At 59.8% G+C, this 18,351-nt stretch carries 21 protein-coding genes; 9 read left to right on the top strand and 12 right to left on the bottom strand.

Translation table 11 applies throughout. The features are described from left to right. Positions 1-209 precede the first annotated feature (209 nt). From ACMUVN_RS25675 to ACMUVN_RS25650, 6 genes are all read right to left on the bottom strand, one after another. Complete coding sequence (locus ACMUVN_RS25675; protein WP_025570341.1) at positions 210-1,325, bottom strand: branched-chain amino acid ABC transporter substrate-binding protein; 1,116 nt, start codon at positions 1,323-1,325, stop codon at positions 210-212. A gap of 120 nt (positions 1,326-1,445) precedes the next feature. Continuing rightward, positions 1,446-1,799, bottom strand: a complete 354-nt coding sequence (locus tag ACMUVN_RS25670; protein WP_025570339.1) for a DUF6867 family protein — start codon at positions 1,797-1,799, stop codon at positions 1,446-1,448. Between the two features lie 19 nt (positions 1,800-1,818). Continuing rightward, positions 1,819-2,562 carry an ABC transporter ATP-binding protein gene (locus ACMUVN_RS25665; protein WP_025554932.1) on the bottom strand — a complete coding sequence of 248 codons (744 nt, stop codon included), beginning with the start codon at positions 2,560-2,562 and terminating at the stop codon, positions 1,819-1,821. Beyond that, positions 2,562-3,437 carry an ABC transporter ATP-binding protein gene (locus tag ACMUVN_RS25660; RefSeq protein WP_025554934.1) on the bottom strand — a complete coding sequence of 292 codons (876 nt, stop codon included), beginning with the start codon at positions 3,435-3,437 and terminating at the stop codon, positions 2,562-2,564. The genes ACMUVN_RS25665 and ACMUVN_RS25660 overlap by 1 nt, the downstream gene beginning before the upstream one ends. Further along, the gene (gene livM, locus ACMUVN_RS25655) at positions 3,437-4,828 is read right to left on the bottom strand and encodes a high-affinity branched-chain amino acid ABC transporter permease LivM (RefSeq protein WP_025570336.1); all 1,392 of its coding nucleotides are present in this window, start codon (positions 4,826-4,828) and stop codon (positions 3,437-3,439) included. Before livM ends, ACMUVN_RS25660 begins: the two co-directional genes overlap by 1 nt. Before the next feature lie 4 nt (positions 4,829-4,832). Further along, complete coding sequence (locus ACMUVN_RS25650; RefSeq protein ID WP_025554735.1) at positions 4,833-5,735, bottom strand: branched-chain amino acid ABC transporter permease; 903 nt, start codon at positions 5,733-5,735, stop codon at positions 4,833-4,835. Positions 5,736-6,284: 549 nt separating this feature from the next. On the opposite strand from ACMUVN_RS25650, the gene cysQ reads away from it, so the two are divergent. From cysQ to ACMUVN_RS25630, 4 genes are all read left to right on the top strand, one after another. Next, entirely contained in the window at positions 6,285-7,082 is a 798-nt protein-coding gene (gene cysQ / locus ACMUVN_RS25645; protein ID WP_414815622.1) for a 3'(2'),5'-bisphosphate nucleotidase CysQ, read from the top strand. 642 nt (positions 7,083-7,724) lie between these two features. Next, entirely contained in the window at positions 7,725-8,450 is a 726-nt protein-coding gene (locus ACMUVN_RS25640) for a sugar transferase (RefSeq protein ID WP_025554731.1), read from the top strand. 551 nt (positions 8,451-9,001) lie between these two features. Then, entirely contained in the window at positions 9,002-9,517 is a 516-nt protein-coding gene (locus ACMUVN_RS25635; protein WP_414815621.1) for a hypothetical protein, read from the top strand. 143 nt (positions 9,518-9,660) lie between these two features. Next, positions 9,661-9,936, top strand: a complete 276-nt coding sequence (locus tag ACMUVN_RS25630) for a DUF1153 domain-containing protein (RefSeq protein WP_007533628.1) — start codon at positions 9,661-9,663, stop codon at positions 9,934-9,936. Positions 9,937-9,959: 23 nt separating this feature from the next. On the opposite strand, the gene ACMUVN_RS25625 is transcribed toward ACMUVN_RS25630, so the two are convergent. After that, positions 9,960-10,505 carry a paraquat-inducible protein A gene (locus ACMUVN_RS25625; RefSeq protein WP_174824507.1) on the bottom strand — a complete coding sequence of 182 codons (546 nt, stop codon included), beginning with the start codon at positions 10,503-10,505 and terminating at the stop codon, positions 9,960-9,962. Between the two features lie 55 nt (positions 10,506-10,560). Here ACMUVN_RS25625 and ACMUVN_RS25620 point away from each other — a divergent pair, with 55 nt between their 5' ends. Continuing rightward, complete coding sequence (locus ACMUVN_RS25620; RefSeq protein ID WP_025602725.1) at positions 10,561-10,839, top strand: GNAT family N-acetyltransferase; 279 nt, start codon at positions 10,561-10,563, stop codon at positions 10,837-10,839. Between the two features lie 202 nt (positions 10,840-11,041). Here ACMUVN_RS25620 and ACMUVN_RS25615 read toward each other — a convergent pair whose 3' ends face one another. Beyond that, the gene (locus ACMUVN_RS25615) at positions 11,042-11,392 is read right to left on the bottom strand and encodes a hypothetical protein (protein ID WP_003542353.1); all 351 of its coding nucleotides are present in this window, start codon (positions 11,390-11,392) and stop codon (positions 11,042-11,044) included. Positions 11,393-11,828: 436 nt separating this feature from the next. Here ACMUVN_RS25615 and ctrA point away from each other — a divergent pair, with 436 nt between their 5' ends. Further along, positions 11,829-12,530 (top strand): response regulator transcription factor CtrA, encoded by a 702-nt coding sequence (ctrA, locus tag ACMUVN_RS25610; RefSeq protein ID WP_003542362.1) that lies wholly within the window; start codon positions 11,829-11,831, stop codon positions 12,528-12,530. A gap of 226 nt (positions 12,531-12,756) precedes the next feature. Here ctrA and ACMUVN_RS25605 read toward each other — a convergent pair whose 3' ends face one another. Both ACMUVN_RS25605 and chpT read right to left on the bottom strand, forming a co-directional pair. Beyond that, entirely contained in the window at positions 12,757-13,119 is a 363-nt protein-coding gene (locus ACMUVN_RS25605) for a response regulator (RefSeq protein ID WP_010069020.1), read from the bottom strand. A 121-nt stretch (positions 13,120-13,240) separates the two neighbouring features. Beyond that, entirely contained in the window at positions 13,241-13,888 is a 648-nt protein-coding gene (gene chpT, locus ACMUVN_RS25600; RefSeq protein ID WP_097544908.1) for a histidine phosphotransferase ChpT, read from the bottom strand. Between the two features lie 194 nt (positions 13,889-14,082). Here chpT and ACMUVN_RS25595 point away from each other — a divergent pair, with 194 nt between their 5' ends. Next, complete coding sequence (locus ACMUVN_RS25595; protein ID WP_025554577.1) at positions 14,083-14,670, top strand: DUF1134 domain-containing protein; 588 nt, start codon at positions 14,083-14,085, stop codon at positions 14,668-14,670. Between the two features lie 116 nt (positions 14,671-14,786). Further along, positions 14,787-15,953, top strand: coding sequence for a hypothetical protein (locus tag ACMUVN_RS25590; protein ID WP_414815620.1), 1,167 nt, complete (start codon positions 14,787-14,789; stop codon positions 15,951-15,953). A gap of 46 nt (positions 15,954-15,999) precedes the next feature. Here the strand turns inward: ACMUVN_RS25590 and ACMUVN_RS25585 are convergent, their stop codons facing one another. Together ACMUVN_RS25585 and ACMUVN_RS25580 are read right to left on the bottom strand one after the other, a co-directional pair. Then, positions 16,000-16,824: a TrmH family RNA methyltransferase gene (locus tag ACMUVN_RS25585; RefSeq protein WP_025554580.1), complete on the bottom strand. Its 825-nt coding sequence runs from the start codon at positions 16,822-16,824 to the stop codon at positions 16,000-16,002. Between the two features lie 7 nt (positions 16,825-16,831). Then, complete coding sequence (locus tag ACMUVN_RS25580) at positions 16,832-17,218, bottom strand: hypothetical protein (protein WP_025554582.1); 387 nt, start codon at positions 17,216-17,218, stop codon at positions 16,832-16,834. Positions 17,219-17,261: 43 nt separating this feature from the next. Here ACMUVN_RS25580 and ACMUVN_RS25575 point away from each other — a divergent pair, with 43 nt between their 5' ends. Continuing rightward, positions 17,262-18,287 (top strand): RluA family pseudouridine synthase, encoded by a 1,026-nt coding sequence (locus ACMUVN_RS25575; protein WP_097544912.1) that lies wholly within the window; start codon positions 17,262-17,264, stop codon positions 18,285-18,287. The last annotated feature ends 64 nt before the right edge of the window (positions 18,288-18,351 follow it).

Here is an 18,351-nt window from a genome sequence, read left to right as displayed (position 1 = left end):
GTTCGCAGACATGCCTGACACCTGGCCGTCGCAGTCCGCGTCTCTTCCGTGGCGATGCCCCGAGTTCTCCATCCGCCGTAACGCCTCCGGCATATCGGTTCGGCCTCGTGACGCCGAGCAAACCAGGAAAGAGAATGTAAACATTCAAAAAAAGAAGCCCGGTCGGAACCGGGCTTCGATAGTCATGTCCCATATTGGGGAAGCGAAGCTTACTGCGGGAAGTAGCTGTACTTGCCGTCCGGGCCCTTCTTCCACTCATACATGATGTAGCCGGGGATCTTCGGGTCGCCCTTTTCGTCGAACGAGATGTCGCCGAGAACGGTCGGGAACGGACCCTTTTCCTTCATGGCCGTTGCAACGGCTTCTGCGTCTGTCGAACCGGCAGCCTTGGCGGCACCGGCGATCGCCTGCATCGCAGCGTAGGAATAGAGCGTGTAGGCTTCCGGATTGAAACCGGCGGCCTTGAACTTTTCGACGAGTTCCTTGTTGGCCGGGTTCAGCGTCGGATCGGGACCGAAGGTGTTCAGCGTACCGGCGACTGCGTCGCCAGCGATCGAGGCCAGTTCGTTCGAAACGATACCGTCACCCGAAACCAGCGTCGCCTTCAGGCCCTGGTCGGCTGCCTGACGGATGATGAGACCGGCTTCCGTGTGCAGACCACCCCAATAGATGATCGAGACGCCGGCTTCCTTCATCTTGGCGATGAGCGCGGAGAAGTCCTTGTCACCGACATTGATGCCTTCATAGATGACTTCGGTGAGACCGGCGGCATTCATCGCCTTCTTGGTTTCATCGGCAAGGCCCTGACCATAGGGGGTCTTGTCGTGAACGACGGCGATCTTGGCGTCCTTGAAGTGGTCGGCAAGATACTTGCCGGCGATGGCGCCCTGCTGGTCGTCACGGCCGCAGGTGCGGAACGTGTTCCAGAGGCCCCGTTCGGTAAACTTCGGGTTCGTTGCGGCCGGGGTGATTTCGAGGATGCCGTTTTCGGCATAAACTTCCGAAGCCGGGATCGAAACGCCCGAGTTGAAGTGGCCGATGACGAACTTGACGCCGTCAGCAACGAACTTGTTGGCGACCGAAATGCCCTGCTTCGGGTCGGAGACGTCGTCGCCGAGCTCGAGCTTGATCTGCTCGCCGTTGATGCCGCCGGCGGCGTTGATATCGGCAGCCGCCTGCTCGGCACCCTTCTGAAGCTGAGCGCCGAATGCGGCGTTCGGACCAGTCAGCGGACCAGCGACAGCGATGAGGACGTCGGCCCAAGCGTTGCCGCTGAAGGCGACCATCGCCGTCAGAGCCACTGCCGACAGAAGAGACTTCTTCATATTGTTACTCCCAATTTTTGGGCGGGTTTCGGTCCAAGACCCGGCGCATTACCCACCATTGACTGCACCAGGGAAGCTGTTCCACTCGGAAGGCAATTCATGCCTAGTTTCAACGGACTGTCAATGTTTGTCCTTCCACGAGAACGCGGAAGTTTTTTCGTACAGCCAGTAATAGTTGTTGACCATCTGATTGGTGCGACGGTAGCGGAAGCCGGCCGTCGAGAAGACCAGCAGCGTCACGAAATCGATGATGTAGTAGAAAGCGTCGAGCATCGGCCCGTTGAACAGGGCGTGGTGCAGGAACTGCATCGCCCAGGCCAACAGGAAGGTGTAGACGACGGCCAGCGGATAGTTGTTCCAGCTCTCGGCGACCGCTTTGCCGGCACGCCAAGCCGTCCAGAAGCCCAAGAGCACGACGATGACGCGGATCGCCACAAGGGAGCCGGCATCGCCTTCGAAGAAAAGTCCCTGCATATCAAACTCTCCTTTCGACCTAGTGTCTTCCGCCTTCGAGATAGGCAGCGCGGACCTCGGGATTGGCGAGAAGCTCCTTGCCGGAGCCGCTCATCGTCACCTTGCCGTTCACCATCACGTAGGCGCGGTGCGACAGCCTGAGGGCGGCGAAGGCGTTCTGCTCGACGAGGAAAACGGTCAACCCCTCCGCCTCGTTGAGCTTCTTGATCGCCTCGAAAATGCCTTTGACAATCAGCGGCGCAAGACCTAGCGAGGGTTCGTCGAGAAGAAGCAGCTTCGGGCGCGCCATCAGGGCGCGGCCGATCGACAGCATCTGCTGCTCACCGCCCGAAAGCGTTCCGCCGCGCTGGGCATGGCGTTCCTTGAGGCGCGGGAAGAGCGTGAAGATCTTCTCGACGTCCTCGGCGAAGTATTTGAGATTGTCGAGGCCGGCGCCCATCTGGAGGTTTTCCAGAACCGTCATGCGCGGAAAGATACGGCGGCCTTCCGGTGACTGCGCGATGCGCAGGCGGGCGATTTCATGAGTTGGCATGCGAGTGATTTCGCGGCCCTCGAAGACGACCGAACCGGTGCGGGCCTGCGGGCTGCCGCAGATCGTCATCATCAGCGTCGATTTGCCGGCGCCATTGGCGCCGATCAGGCTGACGATCTCGCCTTTGTTGACGTGAACATCGATGCCGGCCAGTGCACGGATATTGCCATAATACGTTTCGACGCCATTCACCTGAAGGAGCGGTTGACCCGTCATTACTTCATCGCCCATCAGTTTGCGCCTCCTTCGAGCTGCTCGACGGTCGCGATCACCTCTTCCACTTCTTCATCCTCGACACCGAGATAGGCCGCGATGACCTTCGGATCGTGCTTCACGTGATCCGGCGTGCCATCGGAAATCTTCTGGCCGTATTCGAGAACGACGACGTGGTCGGAAATTTCCATGACCACCGACATGTCATGCTCGATCAGCAAGATCGACGTTCCGGTTTCAGCACGGATATTCTGCAGCAGCGCGTTGAGCGTTGCCGATTCCCGCGGGTTCAGGCCTGCAGCCGGTTCGTCCAGGCAAAGCAGCTCCGGGTCGGTGCACATGGCGCGAGCGATTTCCAGACGCCGCTGGGCGCCATAAGGCAGATCGCCGGCAGGGTCGTCAGCGCGGTCGATCAGGTCGGCCTTCTCGAGCCAGAAGCGGGCAAGCTCGATCGCTCCGGCCGCTTCCCGCTTATAGGGACCGACGCCGATAAGGCCGAGGATGGTATAACCCGATGCCTTCATCAGCTTGTTGTGCTGGGCAACGAGCAGGTTTTCTAGAACAGTCAGACCGGAGAACAACCGGATGTTCTGGAAAGTACGCGCCACCCTGGCTTCCTTGGTGATGCGAAAGTCCGGCAGACGCTCCAGCAGGTACTGCTTGCCGCTCTTCTGGTTGAGCGTGATCATGCCCATCGTCGGCTTGTAGAAGCCGGTGATGCAGTTGAAGACCGTGGTCTTGCCGGCACCGTTCGGCCCGATCAGCGCAGTAATATCGCCGCGCTTGGCTTCGAAGGAGAAGTCGTTGATGGCCATCAGGCCGCCGAACTTCATCGACAGGTGTTCAACTTTGAGAAGCGTATCGCTCGACATTGTATTGATAACGGGGCTCATCAACCGTGGCCCTCCTTGATGAAGCTTCCGGATATTGCCCTGCGCTCTTTGAGGAAGGCAGTCGGTTCACGTGAGCCGACGAAACCGCGCGGCTTGAACAGCATGACGACGACCATGGCGAGACCGAAGAGCAGCATGCGGTAAAGTTCCGGCGTGAAGTCGGGCCCGAAGACCGCTTTCAGGAAGTCCATTTCGCGCAGCGCCTCGGTGCCGCCGACCATGACGATCGCGGCGATCGCGATGCCGGTCAACGACCCCATGCCGCCAAGAACGACGATGGCGAGGATGACGGCCGATTCCAGAAAGACGAAGGATTCCGGCGAGACGAAGCCCTGGCGGGCTGCGAAGAACGAGCCGGCGAACCCGCCGAACATGGCGCCCGTCGCAAAGGCGGTGAGCTTGGTCGTCACCGTGTTGATGCCGAGCGAACGGCAGGCGATCTCGTCTTCGCGCAACGCTTCCCAGGCACGCCCGATTGGCATGCGGCGCAGCCGGATGGTGACGTAGGCCGTCAGCATGCAGAGCGCCAGGATAAGATAGAAGAGGAAGATCTTGTAATAGGCAGACGACATCGGCAGGTGGAAGAGCTTGGCAAAGCCGCCGGCCGTCGCATCGAAGGGAATACCAAAGAGTGTCGCCTTCGGAATGCTCGAGATACCGAAAGTGCCCTTGGTCACGTCAGTCCAGTTGATGAGCACGAGGCGGATGATTTCACCGAAGGCAAGCGTCACGATGGCGAGGTAGTCGCCGCGCAGGCGCAGCACCGGGAAGCCGAGGATGACGCCCCAGAGGGCTGCGAAGATGCCGGAAAGCGGCAGCAATACCCAGAAGGAAAAGCCGAAATAGCTCGACAGCAATGCATAGGAATAGGCGCCAACCGCGTAGAAGGCGACATAACCGAGATCGAGCAGGCCGGCCAGGCCAACGACGATGTTGAGTCCCCAGGCAAGCATCACGTAGATCAGGATCTGGATACCGAAATTATCGACCCATTTCAGCGAGCCCTGAGCGCCGACCAACGCCACGATCACCACGGGATAGAGCAGCAGTGCTATCAGCGAGATCTTCAGGAAATGCCGACGGAAGAAGCCCTTCTCGGTCGAGATGTCGAGCTCGCCCTCGCGCGCCTTCGAGAGCTTGCGACGGTCGATATTCGGTTTGATGAAAACGACCATGGCGAAGCGCCCGATCGCGGCAACGGCGACGAAGATTGCAAGCAATCCCCAGCGCTGGACGATGATCAGCTCGTTGTTGATATTCTGGTCGGTCTTGAGGCCGACATAGAGAACGAACATGCCGAACGACAGGACAGCGGCGAAAAGGGCTTCGGTAAGGCCTTTGCGGACAAGTCCGGCATCGGGCTTGCCTGCAGAATTCTCAATGTTTGCCATGACGTTATACCTTCTCGACTTCCGGCCGCCCCAGGATACCCGTCGGCTTGAAGATCAGTACGAAAGCGAGGATGGCGAAGGTCGCGACATCCTTGTACGCGATGGTGAAGTAGGCCGACCACAGCGATTCGATGAGGCCGATCATCAGCCCGCCGAGAACGGCGCCCGGCAGCGACCCGATGCCGCCGAGAACGGCTGCGGTAAATGCCTTCACACCCGGCGTGAAGCCGTCGGCGAACGAAGCGACGCCATAATACATCAGATACATCGTGCCGGCGACAGCAGCCAGCGCCGCCCCCATCACAAAGGTGATCGAGATCGTCTGATCGACATTGACGCCGAGCAATGCGGCCATCTTGCGATCCTGTTCGGTGGCGCGCTGGGCGCGGCCGAGTGAAGTATGATTGACGATATACCAGAAGATCGTCAGCAACACCGCCGTGATCGCGATGATGATGATCTGCTTCAGCGATATCGAGATGTTGCCGAACTGGTAGACCGAGCTCACCATCGGCGGGATCGGCTTGTTACGCGGACCCTGCGTCACCTGGATGAAGTTGGACAGCGTGATCGACATGCCGATTGCCGTGATCAGCGGCGCCAGGCGGAAAGACCCGCGCAAGGGACGGTATGCGACGCGCTCGATCGTCCAATTCCATAAACTCGTCATCAACATCGCGACGACAAGCATCGCCAGCAGCAGAATTGCCACCGGGAGACCTGCGAAGATGGATGTGAGGACGAGAAAGACGATAAGAGCGGCGAAACCACCGAGCATGAAGATGTCGCCATGGGCGAAATTGATCATGCCGATAATGCCATAAACCATCGTATAGCCGATAGCCACAAGGCCATAGATGGATCCGAGCGTCAGCCCATTGAAGAGCTGCTGGACGAAATACTCCATATGTCGTTTTCCCCTGGATGCGAGCGGAAGACACTGCATCTCTTTTTGGTTCTTTGGTTCCCCGTTTCAGGGAACCTCATAGGCCGAATGCATACCGGTTTCGTTGGAAATGTGAAGACAAAAAGGATTTATTCCGACAGATTCTTGTCAGAACAGGGCTAAATGGTTCGTTTTGAACCAAAATCCACATAAAAACGGCATGGAGCGGCGGATTTTTAGCCAGAAATCGCCGCGCGGTTAAAAGTTCGGCAATGTTGCCACCGATTTCTTGCGCCGTCTGCTGTGCAAGCTATTCCACAAAATTGGAAGATGACGCAAATTCAGACCTCAGGCCGGGCGCTTTTCCGAATGCCATTTCATGAGCGACCGCCCACCATCTCCTCTGACAGGACTGGGAACTTATGGTAGCATCACTGCCTTACGTGTAAGGGTGCGAAGCGCAACGGGAAACACCATATCAATCTTTGATAGGTATATGGTGTGACAGGGATGGTTTGCGGACGAGCGACAGTGGGGTGCTCGGCCCGCATGGCGAACGGCAAAAGGACAATGCTGAGGACATTTGAAAAGGCGGCGCTCGAAGCCGGCAAGGCCATCATGACGGTCCTGCGCGAAGGTTTCCCCGTCGCCATGAAGGCGGATGCAAGTCCGGTCACGGTCGCCGACGAGGAGGCCGAACGTATCATCCTTACTCATCTCGCCAGAGATTATCCCGAGATACCCGTGGTGGCGGAAGAATCAGTCGCTGCCGGCAAGGTGCCCGACATCAGCGGCCGAGGCTTCTTCCTGGTCGACCCTCTCGACGGCACGCGTGAATTCGTCGAAGGACGGCAGGAATTCACCGTCAACATCGCCTATATCGAGAACGGCGCCCCGGTGGCCGGCATCGTCTATGCGCCGGCGCTCGGGCTAGCCTTCTCCGGAGAGTGCGGTCACGCCGAAAGGCTCGTCGTCGCCGACGATTTCACCGTTAGCGCACGCAGTGCAATCACGGTGCGCGAACAGCCGGACGATAGGCTGGCGCTTGCAAGCCTTCGCCACAACAGCCCGGAGACCGGAAGCTTCCTCGCCGACCAAGCGATCTTTAAATGTACCAATATCGGCTCCTCGCTGAAGTTCTGCCTGCTGGCCGAAGGGAAGGCCGACGTCTATCCGCGCTTCACCCGCACGATGGAGTGGGACACCGCGGCCGGCGATGCGGTGCTGCGTGCTGCCGGCGGCTCGACGGTGACACTGGACGGAACATTGCTGACCTACGGCAAGACGGGAAAGGCCGCCGATTTCGACTTCGCCAACCCGAACTTCATCTCCTGGGGCGGCAGGAAACGCGTCCTCGAACCGGCGTGACCATCGTTAGAAATCGCTGAATACCGGCAGGCGGCGCGATTCTTCTGCATCGTAACCATGAGTTCAGACCTGTCGCGACAATCCGCGGCCGGCCTCTGGCGCGCGCCAACTGAGCAAGCCGTCCCTCCTGGAAGCGTGGCCGCGATCCCGTTTCCAGCCGTGAAGTGATTCGCGTTATCGGGCCTTCTCAAGCGATTCTGGGGACGAATTCGTTGCTTTGCATCGTTTCAAGACGCTGCCCGCCATCAATCCCGCCTTGATTTTGTCACATTTCGACACGGCTTCGGCAGTGATCGATATCCTCATCACAAAAATTTCGCCTCGTGTTCCGTTAACAAATACGCTTAAGAGACCTGGGTCACGTGTCGAAACGACGCGCCGCCGGCCCCCTGCGAACCCCTGCCAAGGGCCTAGAAACTTTGACAAAATTCCAATTATTAACGAAATATCATGAGCTTGCCTCAACTTAACGCAATTGCGAAAGATTTGCTGCGATGCGATATTTCTCTGGACACCATTACACAATTGTCGCATTTTTCCGTTTTAGTAGGGTTACCAAGACCTGAGTGCAGCCCTGGTGACAGGGTTAACCATTGATCGCCTATTGCCGCCGCGCCCCTCGAAGACAACAGAGTACGATCCTTGAGCATCACGGAACTAAACAACAGCATTTCGACAGAGTCCTTCCGGCCGAGCCGCCACCAGCAGCCGAGCCTGAAGATCCAGACCCCTGTTATCCATAGCGATGCGCCGCAAGCGCCGCTGGTGGATCTGGTCCTGAAGCGGGCGTTCGACATTGTTTCGTCGTTGAGCGCCCTCCTCGTCCTCGCGCCTTTCCTCCTGTTCGTCGCCCTGCTGATCAAGCTCGACAGCCCGGGACCGGTGCTCTTCAAGCAGACCCGCTGGGGCAAGAACTGCAAGGCCATCAAGGTCTACAAGTTCCGCTCCATGCGCACCGATCTCTGCGATGTCTCCGGCATTGCCCAGACGGTGAAGAACGATCCGCGCATCACCCGTATCGGCGCCATTCTGCGCCGCACGAATATCGATGAGTTGCCGCAGCTGCTGAACGTGCTGCTGGGCGATATGTCGGTCGTCGGTCCGCGTTGCCATGCAATCGGCATGCGCGCCGGCGGCATGCTCTACGAAGAGCTCGTACCGGAATACCATCAGCGCCACGCGATGCGTCCTGGGATGACCGGCCTTGCCCAGATGCGCGGCCTGCGCGGCCCGACCGACCGTCCGGCCAAAGCACGCGCCCGCATCGTCAGCGATCTCTATTACGTCGGAAATTTTTCGATCTGGATGGATATGCGCATCATTGCTGGAACCGTCGTGTCGGAGCTGACCGGCGGAAAGGGCTTCTAAGCTTCGCCGCTTTTAAGCTTTTCAGCCCAGACATCTGCTGCCTTACACAGATCGCCCAAAACTGCGTAGCGGTTTTGGGCGATCTGCATAGGACAAAGACCCAAAGCGCGGTGCAACGCGCTTTATGAGCACCCGGTACTGGAATGCCGTGGCAACCGCCTGTCTGCAGCTGACCGACCCGAGCTTGCGCATCGCGCTCTTCAGATAACCCCGCCACCGTATACGACGAGAGATCGAGAACGACCGCGATCTCGTCGTTGCTCGGGCGGCTGCGTATGACAGCGCCGCGGGCCTAGAAGCTCCATGCGCCCATACAGCAGCGCCATCGCCCATTCCTGTGTGAGGATTGGGACAGCCACCTGAAAAGGCGAAGATGTACCGTTTCAGGTCAGCGACGGGTGGCGGAAAGGCGACGGTGTTCTTCAGCTCTAGCATCGGAAAGAGCGTGTTGAAACGGCGGTTTTCCCGATTGGCGGCACCGCCCGCAAACGCCCCCTCCCCGCAGAAGATCGGCATGATCGTCGTTTCATCTCGTTCACCAGTTTGCTGCAATGGAAGAGATCGGCAACCTCGTAAAAGCCGATAAGGCTTTGCGGCAAGGTGCTGATCAACCGGTTTCCGGTGAAGGCGGTACGGTCTCTCCGCCGGAAAGCCGAGAACAGATGGAAGTCGAAGCCCGCAAGCTTCGCCACCCCGCCAAGCCGTTCCTTGCCGTCGTTGAGCGAAACCCGCCGCCATCGGCCTCAGAAGGCGAAAATGCCGCATCCACAGCGCAGTCGTCGGCTGCGCGCTCACGTCTTGTCATCTTCATATCCTCGTATGGCCGGCTTCGGATCGGCCCCGCTGCACTGCGGCAGGAAGCTCACGCCGGAGGATCGGCAAAGACGGCTTCTGCCCCCGCATCCAAAGGATCGAAGTTCAAAAAGCACGAACAGGACCGATACAGCGGAAAGAAGGGAGACGACGGGTCTCGCCCTCATTCCTATGTTGCCGCGCTGATAAGATCATCCAGGGAAATTGGGGTGATATTTATCCGGCATGCCTCCCATGCAGGCGCTGCAAATTGACGTAACGGCAGGCGGCCGCCGCCAATCACCGACCAGGGCGGGGCGTCTAAATTTGTTATCAAAGTCTTACGATGGGTTTAGGCAATTTTTAAATGTGGCAGGCTAGAGTGGGCTTCGTGGTCTTGCGTTGTGTAGAGAGTCCAATGACCGAAATGATACGTCCCCGAGTAAAATATGTCATCGGCCCCGATGGCAGCCCCCTGACGATCGCGGATCTCCCGCCGCCCAATACGCGGCGCTGGGTGATTCGCCGTAAGGCAGAGGTTGTCGCGGCTGTCCGCGGTGGCTTGTTGAGCTTGGAAGAGGCCTGCGAGCGTTACACGCTCACAGTCGAAGAATTCCTCTCCTGGCAATCGTCGATCAACAGTCACGGTCTCGCCGGCCTGCGCACCACGCGCATCCAGCAATATCGTCACTGATCAATCCCCAGCATCGACGACATTTATTTCGGGCCGGACGCATCTCCCATGAGGGAATGAAGAAGGCCCGAAATCATTGACGAGGCCGCGTAGCACCAGAGACCGGGCTGCGTGAAAGCATCCGCCAGCCCCGTCGTCTTCGCCGCCGCAATGACGATCGCAACCAGCAGCACGTCCATCATCGACCACTTGGACAGATGCGGTACGACTCGACGATAGAACAGACTGCCGGCCCCGCCGCCGGCGGCCGTTGCCTCTGCAGCGATCCCGATCATCTTCAGAAGCGGCAGCAGAATCGAAACCAGTGCGACGATCGCCGCCAGCAGCCCATCCCCGCCTTGCCACAACGACACGACGACTTCGATGAGCGACGGCGTCCTGTCGAAAAAATACAGCGTCTCGAAACGGACCAGCGGCAAAACCAGGCCGAGCGCCAGGAAGAACGGCGCCGCCACGAGAAGGACCGGACGGATCATCGAAAGTGCACTCATTGCCCTGAGCCTCGTATCGATCCGATATTTTGCATGAACACTCCGTCTCCTGTCCCTATTCCTTCCACGGCTTGGCACGACCGCGCCGCCGTGTCACGGTCCGCTACGACAATATTCGCTGCGAGGAAAGACAATGGACATTCGAAATGAGGAAGGCGCCTCCGGCGGCCGTTATGCGGCCGAGGTCGAAGGGCATGAGGCGGAGATGACCTATTCACGCACATCGCCGACGCTCGTCATCATCGATCACACCGCCGTTCCCGATGCGCTGCGCGGCAAGGGTGTCGGCCAGGCCTTGGCGCTCCATGCTGTGGAAGCAGCCCGTACCGGCGGCTGGAAGATCATTCCGCTTTGCCCCTTCTTCAAGGCGCAGGCGCAACGCCATCCGGAATGGAAGGATGTCGTGAATTGAAGCGTGCTCCCAAAACCGTGCAACGGTTTTGGGAGCACGACATCCATAAGGCAAATCCTCGCCGCCGGTGACCAATCTCGTCGCCGGTGGCAGTGACACCGTCAGGCAAACACCAAAAGCCATGTATGACGGACAGCGTGCCCATCATACATGGCTTCTCAGTGGCGATCCCAGGGCGCCGAAGCCGGCGCCCGCCGTTTTCTTACGCCCTTGCGCGGGCGCCGCCGTCACGCTCTTCCAGCGCCGTCGCCCTTGCATATTCCGCCTGCATCTCCTCGAGCGCCATTTCCAGCGTCTCTTCCTGCATCTTCAGTTCCTTGATCGAAACCTGCAGGTTATCGGCCCGCTGACGCGCGGCCTTGGCGAAGGTCGGATAAGCAAAGTGATTCGGGTCGGAAATACCGGACTTCTTTTCCTCGACGACGATCTGGCTCTCCAGATCCTTCGTCATCCGTTCGAATTCGGACATCATCATCTGCAACTGCTGCAATTGACGTCGTTTTTCGTTCACCTGAAATTCCTTCAGGCGAACGAGACTCTCTCGCGACTTCATACGCATTACTCCCGTGATGCGAGACCCCGGCTCAACTTGAAACCGCCCTGCGCGCCGCTTTGACACGGTTTGCTAAAAAATTTCCTGCGATATTAACAAATACCTACCGCTGGTAACCTTTCGTTTACGGGCATCGTTAATGATAGGCCCGATGATTTAAGGGTCGGTAAATGCCGAGGCATGAAGTTCGAACCTTTTCATTGGCGAGTCGGATGAATCACTTAGCGCTTTTTCCTAATGTAAAAGTTGAGGAGAGCCTTTTTGAGATTCCTATTGGAAAACAGAGAAATGGAAAAATTATTTAATAAATTCGATACTCCTTGCCAGAGTGAATTAGAATTTGTTAACCATTTCGTGGCAGCTTCCAAATCACGTAGCGTGTTCGGTATCGTGTAGGGGGCCAGACCACCTTTCGGCGGCGGTAAAGGGGATAATTATGCGGGTACTTCTCATCGAGGATGACAGCGCTACGGCGCAGAGCATCGAGTTGATGCTGAAATCAGAAAGTTTTAATGTTTATACCACCGATCTCGGTGAAGAAGGCGTCGATCTGGGCAAGCTGTATGATTATGACATCATCCTTCTCGATCTGAACCTGCCCGACATGTCCGGATATGAAGTGCTCCGCACGCTCCGGCTGTCCAAGGTCAAGACACCGATCCTCATTCTGTCGGGCATGGCCGGCATCGAAGACAAGGTTCGCGGCCTCGGCTTCGGCGCCGACGACTACATGACCAAGCCGTTCCACAAGGACGAGCTCGTCGCCCGCATCCACGCTATCGTCCGCCGCTCCAAGGGTCACGCCCAGTCGGTCATCATGACCGGCGAGTTGATCGTGAACCTCGACGCCAAAACTGTCGAAGTCGGTGGCCAGCGCGTCCACCTGACCGGCAAGGAATACCAGATGCTGGAGCTGCTTTCGCTCCGCAAGGGCACCACCCTCACCAAGGAAATGTTCCTGAACCACCTTTACGGCGGCATGGACGAACCGGAACTGAAGATCATCGACGTCTTCATCTGCAAGCTGCGCAAGAAGCTCGCCAACGCTGCCGGCGGCGCCAACTACATCGAGACCGTCTGGGGCCGTGGTTACGTTCTTCGCGAGCCGGATGGGGCCGAATACGCCGAAACCGCCTGATTTTCCGATCCCCCCTTATCGGATAAACGAAGATCCCGCCTTTCCGGCGGGATTTTTCGTTTCTGCCGGCAACAACAAGCCGCCGTGACGGAGAGGATTTCAGGCTGGATCGGCCTGAAATTCCCTGTCTTTCGGTCAAAAAAATAGAGCGTGGCGGCGGCCGAACGCGCTTGCACTTTCGGCATTATGCTCCAAGGTCGCCGATTGGGCGGGATGAGATCTGCCGTCAGGCGGCGATCGCGCGGTTTCCGAAGACGGCGGTCAGGATCTTGCGATCGAACGGTTTCAGCAGGAAGTCGGTGGCGCCGGCCCGTTTGCCAGCCATCAGCTTCTTCAGATCCGCCTCGACGACGCAGTAATAGATCTTGACCTCTTTGCCGCCGTCCATGGCGCGGATGGCAGCGATGAGGTCGAGAGCGCCTTCCATGCCGGAATCGACGATCAGATATTCCGGCAGCTCCGCCTGGCAGCGCTGCAGCGCCTCGCCGGCATTGGAGGCCTCGCTGACGAGAAAGTCGAGTTCGGAGAGAATGCGCTTGCCGACCTTGCGGACGATGTCCGAATTATCGGTGATCATGAATCTCTGCATGGCGACTCCTTTACCCCTGCATCTGTCCTTGCAAAGGCCTCTAAACAGCAGCCAAGCATAGGTCGATCAGGCTAAGGAATCGTTACCGCGCGAACACCGATACTCGTTTTACGCGCAAAAATCAGGCGGCCGCAGCCACCGCGGTGAACACCAGTTCTTCGGCGCTGGCGCTGTGATCGAGCGTCATTCCGCACTCCTGCGCCAGAAGAACGGTATAATAGGGCTGGATCGAATGGGCGTCGATCGCCTCCTCGATCGTGCCGGTCGATATCTCGACGAATTTCGGCGGCAAGCGCATCAGCTTGCCTTTGGCCGTGAGCGTGAACCTGGCATCGAATTCGGGATTTTCGAGCGTTACCTCAAGCACGCCGCCGCGCGGAATGGCCGAATAGGCAACGAGGAAGAGGTTGAGCAGCAGCTTGACGCGATTCTTGGCGACGATGGCGCGCGGTCCGTTCCAGATCACCTCGGTCTTCTTCTCGGCGATGGCGAAATCCTTGGCGGCGCGCTCGGCCTCGCCAGTGTCGATCGAGGCGCCGACAGAGCCCGACGCGCCGAAGGCGAGGCGTGCGAATTTCAGGCGGACGGAAGCGTTGAGCGCACTGGTGCGGATCAGGTCCATCGCATCGGAATCGGCGCCACCCTCATCCAGGAGTTCCAGCCCGTTATTGATCGCGCCGACGGGCGAGATGACATCGTGGCAAACGCGGCTGCAGAGAAGCGCGGCCAGATCCGGGCCGGACAGGGTGAGATTGGGGTTCTTGGACATCATCGTCTCCTGAGGGGCGGCAATTTCATCGCGCCCGGAATATGCTTCATCAAAATTGCGCGAAGTTTGCGATCGTACTCGATGCCATAATGACACCATATTTGGTAAACCGATTGTTAAGATCATCGGCGCAAAATGCACCAATCGCCGCGAGCGGTTGCCCGCTCTCAGCCAAACGACGAACGGATGACACCATGCGCCCTCAAATTCCGCACCGATTCATCGGCTTCTGCAGGTTGCTTTCGGCCCTCGTCTTCTCCTCGCTGATGGTTGCCGGGCCGGCCGCCGCCCAGGACAACGGCCAATACACGATGCAGGAAATCGTCGATGCCGGCCACTCCTTCTTCGGCTCCGCCAGCGGCGGGCTTGCCAAAGTGGTCGAGAGCGCCTTCCAGAAATACGGCCTGCCGAACGGCTATATCCTCGGACAGGAAGGCGGCGGCGCCTTCATCGCCGGTCTGACCTACGGCGAAGGCCAGCTGAATACCAAGAATGCCGGCGAACATAATCTCTACTGGCAAGGCCCCTCGCTCGGCCTCGATTACGGCGGCCAAGGCTCGCGGGTGATGATGCTGGTCTACGACCTGCCCTCCATCAACGGCATCTATGCCCGCTTCGGCGGCGTCAGCGGCTCGGCCTATGTGATCGCCGGCTTCGGCATGACGCTGCTCAAGAACAACGACGTGCTGGTCGTGCCGATCCGCACCGGTGTCGGCGCCCGCCTGGGTGTCAATGTCGGCTATCTCAAGATCACCCAGGCGCCAACCTGGAACCCCTTCTGAGGCCGCCAAGCCGCTGGAATCCGCGGCCGCCCGCACCGGCGGCCTTGCCATGCGCATCATGCGCGCTTAATCATCGCGGCTGACCCCGTATCAACCTTCTTACCGATGGCCGCGCCGTGATCGAATATGCTCTCTTGTTCGGATTGGGCTTCCTGACCGCGGCGTTCCTCGTCTTTCTGGTCTCGCCCGCCGTTCATCGCCGCATCGTCTGGTATACCGAGAACCGGCTGAAGGCGACCATGCCGCTGAGCCCGCAGGAAGTTCGCGCCCAGAAGGATATGGTCCGCGCGCTCTATGCCGCCGAGAACGCCCGCACCACCCAGGAACTTCTGCGTGAGCGCGAGAAATCCCTGTCGCTCCAGCTTCGCCATGATGCACTCGCCGTCGACGCCGGCAGGCTTGCCGCCGAGATCGGCGAATTGCAGGCCCAGATCGGCGAGATGCATGTCGAAGCGGCCGAGCAACGCTCGCATCTGCGCAAGGACGAGAACTATATCAGCCAGTTGAAGACCAATTTGCATATTGCCGAGCAGTCCGCTGCCAATAAGGAAAGCGAACTGGCGACGATGAGGACGCGACTGAGCAAGCTCGGTGAACAGGCCGATGGGCTGAGGATCGACCTGGCCGCGCGCGACACCGAGGCGGAGAGCCTGAAATTCCGCGCCAACGCGCTGCGTGACGAACGAGATACCTTACGCCAGGACGTGACTCTTTTGCAGAAGCGCGCCAGGGACGCCGAACAGAAACTGACGCAGCAGCAGCATATGGTGATCCGCCTGGAAGACAAGGCCGCGCGCGAGAGCGCTTCCGCCGCCGAAAAGGAAACCCTGGTCGCCCGCCGCTTGCAGGAGATTGCCAAGTTGAAGGAACAGTTGAAGGCCGCCAATGCCGAGATCCGCAAGGTCAACCGGGTGCTGCGCGACGCCGGCCTTGCCGGGATGGCCGCCGAGCTGCCGGCGGAAGTGACGGCCGAAGACACGACAGTATCCGCGCTCGACACCGCCGACGTCATCGCCGAGATCGGCGAGGATGTCCGCACGCGCAGCGCCGCCCTTGCCGAGCGCCTGCAGAAGGCAAAGGCGGTATCCGGGCGCGATGGCGCGATCCGCGAGGAGATCGCCTCGATCGCCGCCAACATGGTGGCGCTGACCGCCCTCAACGAAGGTCCCTCCTCGCCGATCCGCACCTTGCTGGCGGATACCGCGGAAAAGAACCCAAACGATCGCATCAGCCTTGCCGACAGGGCGGCCGCAATCATCGCCGATCCCGAGCGTGTTCGATAGGATGCGCGGCGGCGCGCCAACATGCCGATCTGGCAGATAACCCCGGTTAGATCCGCGCCATTGCGGAAGCCATGGAAAACAGCGCGATCCCCGTCGCCGTCGCGGCGTTGAGGCTGTCGAGGTCCTCCGACTGTGGAATGCGGGCGCTCTGGAAGCGCGCAAGCAGCGCCTCGGGCAAGCCCTCCCCTTCCGTGCCGACGACCAGCGCCATGCGCGCTGAAGCCGGAATGGCGCGTATATCGGTCTTGCCGTGCGGCGAAAGCGTCCAGATGGCAAAGCCCCGTTCGGCAAGCGCCAGGAGCACATCCAGCGCCTTGCCGCCGCGCCGATGCGGAACGCTCAGCACCGAACCGACCGAAACACGCAACGCCTTGCGGTAAAGCGGATCACAGGAAGTTTCGTCGAGCAGCACCGCATCCGCCCGGAAGGCGGCCGCATTGCGGAACATCGAGCCGGCATTGTCGTGATTGGAAATGCCGCAGCCGACCAGCACCAGCGCCCGTTCCGGCAGCGCCGCGAGAAGGGCACCCTCTCCGCCATCCTCCCGCCGGCCGAGCGCGAGAACGCCGCGATGCAGATGGAAGCCAACGACGCCGTTAAGCACATCGGCCTCGGCGACATAGACTGGCACATCGGCCGGAAACCGCTCCAGGATGGGCAGCACGCCCTCGACGCGATTGCGCAGCAGCAGAATCTTTTCGGCGAAAAAGCCGCGGTCTCCCGCATGCGCCTCGGCAAGCATGCGCAGCACGACGGTGCCCTCGGCGATGAAGCGGTTCTCGCGACCCGTCAGGTCGCGCTCTCTTATGTCGCGGAATTCGGCGAGGCGCGGATCGTCGGCGCTGTCGATGGCGATCGGGACGGCGGCCATGCCGACCTCAATTGCCCGCGACGGTGACGTCGGCGACGGTACGGCCGGTCCTGAGGTCGAAGACCAGGGCCTTGTTCTTGCCCTCGACGGTTTCGCCGTAAAACAGGATCTGCCCGGCAGACAACGAGGTCGACTGCACCTTGAAGCCGAGCGGCAGAGAAACGGTCGCGGCAAGCGGCGCATCCGAGGGCACGCCGGAGGCGGCAACGGTTGCTGCCGTCTCCTTCGGATCGTCGCGCATCGTCTTGTAGACAACGGCACCGAAGACCGCCATAAGGCTCACGAACATGATGGCGCCGGAAACGATCTGCAGGCGGACCATCTTGCGCCGGACACTTTCCATCGCCGGATCAAGGGGCTTCTCTTCCTGGTCGTCTGGCTCGATTGCTGTCATCTGTGCGTCCCGTTCTAAAAAAATACGTCGGAGAAGAAGCGTCTTGAGCGACCCCTTTAAACAAGCAGCCGGCAATAGAAAAGTCCTGACTGCCGATGAAACCGCCCAAGGCCGGCTCGACGCCTGGCTGACGGCGCAGGTTGGCGAGGAATTTTCACGCAGCCGCATCAAGGCGCTGATCAAGGACGGCCAGGTTTTTCTGCGCGGAGAACCCGTCACCGACCCGCAGCGCAAGGTGCGCACCGGCGATAGTTTCGAGATCACGCTGCCCGAGCCGGAAGACCCGACGCCGCAGGGCGAGGACATCCCGCTCGTTATCCTCCATGAGGACGACGACGTCATCGTCATCTCCAAGCCTTCCGGTCTCGTCGTCCATCCCGGTCCCGGCAATTGGACAGGAACGCTGGTCAACGCACTGATCCACCATTGCGGCGATACGCTCTCCGGCATCGGCGGCGTGCGCCGCCCCGGCATCGTCCACCGTCTCGACAAGGACACGACAGGGGTCATGGTCGTCGCCAAGAACGACATCGCCCATCGCCACCTCTCGCTTCAATTTGCCGACCACGGCCGCACCATGCCGCTGGAGCGGGCCTACCAGGCAGTCGTCTGGGGCCGGCCGCGCTCGCTGACGGGCACCGTCGACGCGCCGCTCGGCCGCGCCACCGGCGATCGCACGCGCCGCGCCGTCAAGCGCCCCGACAGTCATGACGCCGACGAGGCGATCACGCACTACACGGTGGTCGAACGCTTCCACGAAAAGCCGGACGCCACCGCGTTCGCCTCGCTGGTCGAGTGCCACCTCGAAACCGGGCGCACCCACCAGATCCGTGTCCACATGGCCCATATCGGCCATCCGCTGCTCGGCGACACGGTTTACGGCGCAGGCTTCAAGACCAAGGTCAATCTTCTGCCCGAAGAGATCCGTAAGGTCGTCAACGGTTTCGACCGCCAGGCGCTGCATGCCTTCATGCTGCAGTTCGAGCATCCCCGCACCGGCGAAATCATGCATTTCGAAGTGCCGCTGCCGGATGATATGGTGGAATTGGTCGAGGCACTGCGGCGATAGAGACCCCTCTTCCAACTCACACCTGCGTGAGCGGCACCCTTGAACCGCCGTTTCGCCACACTTA

The sequence above is a fragment of the Rhizobium sp. IY2 genome (assembly GCF_047532935.1).
Taxonomy (GTDB): Bacteria; Pseudomonadota; Alphaproteobacteria; order Rhizobiales; family Rhizobiaceae; genus Rhizobium; species Rhizobium anhuiense.
This window is presented reverse-complemented; position numbering and strand designations above follow the sequence as displayed.

Excerpts from the sequence above, each read along its gene's own strand:
- ACMUVN_RS25675 (WP_025570341.1), bottom strand. The coding sequence starts at position 1,325 with ATGAAGAAGTCTCTTCTGTCGGCAGTGGCTCTGACGGCGATGGTCGCC.
- ACMUVN_RS25670 (WP_025570339.1), bottom strand. The coding sequence starts at position 1,799 with ATGCAGGGACTTTTCTTCGAAGGCGATGCCGGCTCCCTTGTGGCGATC.
- ACMUVN_RS25650 (WP_025554735.1), bottom strand. The coding sequence starts at position 5,735 with ATGGAGTATTTCGTCCAGCAGCTCTTCAATGGGCTGACGCTCGGATCC.
- ctrA (WP_003542362.1), top strand. The coding sequence starts at position 11,829 with ATGCGGGTACTTCTCATCGAGGATGACAGCGCTACGGCGCAGAGCATC.
- ACMUVN_RS25665 (WP_025554932.1), bottom strand. The coding sequence starts at position 2,562 with ATGGGCGATGAAGTAATGACGGGTCAACCGCTCCTTCAGGTGAATGGC.
- ACMUVN_RS25585 (WP_025554580.1), bottom strand. The coding sequence starts at position 16,824 with ATGGCCGCCGTCCCGATCGCCATCGACAGCGCCGACGATCCGCGCCTC.
- ACMUVN_RS25595 (WP_025554577.1), top strand. The coding sequence starts at position 14,083 with ATGCGCCCTCAAATTCCGCACCGATTCATCGGCTTCTGCAGGTTGCTT.
- ACMUVN_RS25635 (WP_414815621.1), top strand. The coding sequence starts at position 9,002 with ATGGAAGAGATCGGCAACCTCGTAAAAGCCGATAAGGCTTTGCGGCAA.
- ACMUVN_RS25630 (WP_007533628.1), top strand. The coding sequence starts at position 9,661 with ATGACCGAAATGATACGTCCCCGAGTAAAATATGTCATCGGCCCCGAT.
- ACMUVN_RS25660 (WP_025554934.1), bottom strand. The coding sequence starts at position 3,437 with ATGAGCCCCGTTATCAATACAATGTCGAGCGATACGCTTCTCAAAGTT.
- livM (WP_025570336.1), bottom strand. The coding sequence starts at position 4,828 with ATGGCAAACATTGAGAATTCTGCAGGCAAGCCCGATGCCGGACTTGTC.
- ACMUVN_RS25620 (WP_025602725.1), top strand. The coding sequence starts at position 10,561 with ATGGACATTCGAAATGAGGAAGGCGCCTCCGGCGGCCGTTATGCGGCC.
- ACMUVN_RS25605 (WP_010069020.1), bottom strand. The coding sequence starts at position 13,119 with ATGCAGAGATTCATGATCACCGATAATTCGGACATCGTCCGCAAGGTC.
- cysQ (WP_414815622.1), top strand. The coding sequence starts at position 6,285 with ATGCTGAGGACATTTGAAAAGGCGGCGCTCGAAGCCGGCAAGGCCATC.
- chpT (WP_097544908.1), bottom strand. The coding sequence starts at position 13,888 with ATGTCCAAGAACCCCAATCTCACCCTGTCCGGCCCGGATCTGGCCGCG.
- ACMUVN_RS25580 (WP_025554582.1), bottom strand. The coding sequence starts at position 17,218 with ATGACAGCAATCGAGCCAGACGACCAGGAAGAGAAGCCCCTTGATCCG.
- ACMUVN_RS25615 (WP_003542353.1), bottom strand. The coding sequence starts at position 11,392 with ATGAAGTCGCGAGAGAGTCTCGTTCGCCTGAAGGAATTTCAGGTGAAC.